The following is a 3,824-nucleotide window of genomic DNA, read 5'->3' as shown; positions in this document are numbered from 1 at the left end:
TCGAGTCCAATCGAGCCTACCAAAAGCATTGCAGCAGGCAGTAACCCCGCAGTAGCGCAGTACCAATTCGCAGTATCCAGTTTCGCAGTACCGGTTCAACCCGCTCACAGGAACGGAAGGCGCCATGATGAAGACATCGCGAACTACTACCGCTAATTAGCGACAGTAGTCGAGGTGCGCCTTGATCCCGGTCCGGCCGGAGTTGAAATCGAGAAAAACGCAGCCTTGGCTGCGTTTTTTTTCGTCTGTCGCTCGTTAGCCGCCTGCTATGCTGCCGGTCGCCGGCCGATGCGACCGCGCGAAATCCCCGCTGCCTGGCCCATGCCCCGCATGGCTGCCCGGTGCTACAAGATGCTTTTCATCCGCTTGCCGCCGCGCAGACGCCGGCGGGTGGATTCCTGATGAGGTGCAAGATGATCGCAATCACGCTGCCGGATGGTTCCCGCCGCGAGTTTCCCGGCCCGGTGACGGTCGCAGAAGTGGCGCAGAGCATTGGCGCCGGGCTGGCCAAGGCGGCCCTGGCCGGCAAGGTGGACGGCCGCATGGTCGACACCAGCTACCGGATCGAGCAGGACGCGAGCCTGGCCATCGTGACGGACAAGGACGCCGACGGCGTCGACGTGATCCGCCACTCGACGGCGCACTTGCTGGCCTATGCCGTCAAGGAGCTGTACCCGGACGCGCAGGTGACGATCGGCCCGGTGATCGAGAACGGCTTCTACTACGACTTCTCGTACAAGCGCCCCTTCACGCCCGAGGACCTCGCCGCCATCGAGAAGAAGATGGCCGAGCTCGCGAAGAAGGACGAGCAGGTGACGCGCGAAGTCTGGAGCCGCGACGAGGCCGTGAAGCTGTTCGAGTCGATGGGCGAGAAGTACAAGGCCGAGATCATCGCGTCGATTCCGCAGGACCAGGAGATCGGCCTGTACCGCGAAGGCAAGTTCGTCGACCTGTGCCGCGGCCCGCACGTGCCGTCCACGGGCAAGCTCAAGGTCTTCAAGCTGATGAAGGTGGCCGGCGCCTACTGGCGCGGCGACGCCAAGAACGAGATGCTCCAGCGCATCTACGGCACGGCCTGGGCCAGGAAGGAAGACCAGGAAGCCTACCTGCACATGCTCGAGGAAGCCGAGAAGCGCGACCACCGCAAGCTGGGCAAGCTGCTCGACCTGTTCCACCTGCAGGAAGAGGCGCCCGGCATGGTGTTCTGGCATCCGAAGGGTTGGCAGGTGTGGCAGGCCGTGGAGCAGTACATGCGCGGCCGCCTGACGCAGGCCGGCTACGAGGAAGTGCGCACGCCGCAGGTGATGGACCGTTCGCTGTGGGAGAAGTCGGGCCACTGGCAGAACTACAAGGAGAACATGTTCGTCACGGAGTCGGAAAAGCGCGACTACGCGATCAAGCCGATGAACTGCCCGGGCCACGTGCAGATCTTCAACCACGGCCTGCGCTCCTACCGCGACCTGCCGCTGCGCCTGGCCGAGTTCGGCGCCTGCCACCGCAACGAGCCCTCGGGCGCGCTGCACGGCCTGATGCGCGTGCGCGGCTTTGTGCAGGACGATGCGCACATCTTCTGCACGGAAGAGCAGATCGTGGCCGAGGCCAAGGCCTTCAACGAACTGGCCTTCTCGGTCTATGACGATTTCGGCTTCAAGGACGTGGCGGTCAAGCTGTCGCTGCGCCCCGACCAGCGCGCCGGCTCCGACGAGGTCTGGGACCACGCCGAGGAAGGCCTGCGCCTGGCGCTGCGCGCCTGCGGCGTGGAGTGGGAGGAACTGCCGGGCGAGGGCGCTTTCTACGGCCCGAAGGTGGAGTACCACATCAAGGACGCGATCGGCCGCTCGTGGCAGTGCGGCACGCTGCAGCTCGACCTGGTGCTGCCGGAGCGCCTGGGCGCCGAATACGTCTCCGAGGACAACGCGCGCAAGCGCCCGGTGATGCTGCACCGGGCCATCCTGGGCTCGTTCGAGCGTTTCCTGGGCATCCTGCTGGAGAATCACGCCGGCGCGCTGCCCGCGTGGCTGGCGCCGGAACAGGTCATCGTGATGAATATTGCCGACTCGCAGGCGGAATATGCCGAAAACGTCGTGCAATCACTGCTAAAACAAGGATTTAGGGCCAAGGCGGATTTGCGTAACGAGAAAATTACGTATAAAATCCGCGAGCATTCCCTTCAGAAGATTCCCTACCTGCTGGTAGTGGGCGACAAGGAGCGGGATGCCAATCAAGTGGCCGTGCGTGCCCGTGGCAATGCGGATCTGGGTGTGATGCCCGTTTCCGCGTTTGTGGAGCGTCTGCAACAGGACGTTGCCAGCAAAGCCTGATGGGATGAGCACGGCTTGTTTTTTGTCTTCTTGAGGTAACGCAACATCGCTACAGACAAAGGTCATCGCATCAACCGCGAAATCAGCGCACCCGAATTGCGCCTGGTCGGGGTTGATAATGAGCAGCTCGGCATCGTCAAGTTCATGGACGCGCTTCGCCTGGCTGAGGATAAGGACTTGGACTTGGTGGAGATCGCGCCGACCGCGGTGCCGCCGGTTGCCCGTATCATGGACTACGGCAAGTTCAAGTACGAGGAAGCCAAGCGCGCGCACGACGCCAAGCTGAAGCAGAAGATCATCCAGGTCAAGGAAGTCAAGTTCCGGCCGGGTACGGATGACGGCGACTACAACGTCAAGCTGCGCAACCTGAAGCGGTTCCTGGAAGACGGCGACAAGACCAAGATCACGCTGCGCTTCCGCGGCCGTGAGATGGCGCACCAGGAAATCGGCGCGCGTGTGCTCGAACGCCTGAAGGCGGACCTGGAAGAAGTCGGCCAGGTCGAGCAGATGCCGAAGATGGAAGGGCGCCAGATGGTGATGGTGCTGGCTCCCAAGAAGAAGAAGTAAGATTCTGCGCGTCGCCGCGGCCAGGTGGAGAATTCCGCCGGGCGCGGCGGTGCGCGAATACGGCGCGGACAGCCCCTCGGGGCGCCGCGCAACAACAAGTGGATGCGGGTCATGCAAGCGTCGGCGCCAGCCGGCCACCTGCATGCATGTCATAGAGCTGGAGTTTTTCATGCCGAAGATGAAGACCAAGAAAAGCGCTTCCAAGCGCTTTACTGCGCGTCCGAACGGTTCGTTCAAGCGTGGCCAGGCCTTCAAGCGTCACATCCTGACCAAGAAGACCACCAAGAACAAGCGTCAACTGCGCGGCACCCAGGACGTCCATGAGACGAACCTGAAGTCCGTTCGCGCAATGATGCCCTACGCATAACCCCTAACGAAAACGAAAGGAGCATTTCATGCCTCGAGTCAAGCGTGGGGTCACTGCACGGGCCCGCCACAAGAAAGTCATCGACGCTGCCAAGGGTTTCCGCGGCCGTCGCAATAACGTCTACCGCATCGCCAAGCAGGCGGTCATGCGTGCCGGCCAGTACGCGTACCGCGATCGCCGCAACAAGAAGCGCGTGTTCCGCGCGCTCTGGATTGCGCGTATCAATGCCGCGACGCGCGAGCATGGCCTGACCTACAGCGTGTTCATGAACGGTCTGAAGAAGGCCTCGATTGAACTGGACCGCAAGGTGCTGTCGGACATGGCCATCCATGACAAGCCTGCCTTTGCCGCCATCGTCAACCAGGTGAAAGCCTCCGTTGCCTGATGCCGGCTCCGGCCCGGCGCGCTAGCTGCGCGGCGGGCCGGGGGCAAGCACCGACCGCAAGGTCGACAGCATCTCCACCGGATTCGCGTCCGGCGGACCTGCAAGAACGGGGCTCCTCACCGAGCCCCGTTTTCATTTCGAATGCCGTTTGTGTCTTCTTGCGCGCCGCCGGCCAGGCGGGCGC

4 protein-coding genes are annotated in these 3,824 nt (G+C 62.8%); all 4 read left to right on the top strand.

Going from position 1 to position 3,824, the window contains the following annotated elements; all coding sequences use genetic code 11:
• The first annotated feature begins 413 nt into the window (after nucleotides 1-413).
• The gene (gene thrS, locus K206_RS0131060; protein ID WP_020206216.1) at nucleotides 414-2,321 is read left to right on the top strand and encodes a threonine--tRNA ligase; all 1,908 of its coding nucleotides are present in this window, start codon (nucleotides 414-416) and stop codon (nucleotides 2,319-2,321) included.
• 45 nt (nucleotides 2,322-2,366) lie between these two features.
• Nucleotides 2,367-2,888, top strand: coding sequence for a translation initiation factor IF-3 (gene infC / locus K206_RS0131055; RefSeq protein ID WP_081651578.1), 522 nt, complete (start codon nucleotides 2,367-2,369; stop codon nucleotides 2,886-2,888).
• A 169-nt stretch (nucleotides 2,889-3,057) separates the two neighbouring features.
• Nucleotides 3,058-3,255, top strand: a complete 198-nt coding sequence (gene rpmI, locus K206_RS0131050; RefSeq protein WP_006575466.1) for a 50S ribosomal protein L35 — start codon at nucleotides 3,058-3,060, stop codon at nucleotides 3,253-3,255.
• A gap of 28 nt (nucleotides 3,256-3,283) precedes the next feature.
• A complete protein-coding gene (gene rplT, locus K206_RS0131045; RefSeq protein WP_029044285.1) occupies nucleotides 3,284-3,640 on the top strand; it encodes a 50S ribosomal protein L20 in 357 nt (118 codons plus the stop codon).
• Nucleotides 3,641-3,824 lie beyond the last annotated feature (184 nt).

This window comes from Cupriavidus sp. WS (assembly GCF_000395345.1).
In the GTDB taxonomy this organism is placed as follows: domain Bacteria; phylum Pseudomonadota; class Gammaproteobacteria; order Burkholderiales; family Burkholderiaceae; genus Cupriavidus; species Cupriavidus basilensis_B.
The sequence above is the reverse complement of the archived record's forward strand: the minus strand, read 5'-3'. Positions and strand labels throughout refer to the sequence as shown.

Excerpts from the sequence above, each read along its gene's own strand:
- thrS (WP_020206216.1), top strand. The coding sequence starts at position 414 with ATGATCGCAATCACGCTGCCGGATGGTTCCCGCCGCGAGTTTCCCGGC.
- rpmI (WP_006575466.1), top strand. The coding sequence starts at position 3,058 with ATGCCGAAGATGAAGACCAAGAAAAGCGCTTCCAAGCGCTTTACTGCG.
- rplT (WP_029044285.1), top strand. The coding sequence starts at position 3,284 with ATGCCTCGAGTCAAGCGTGGGGTCACTGCACGGGCCCGCCACAAGAAA.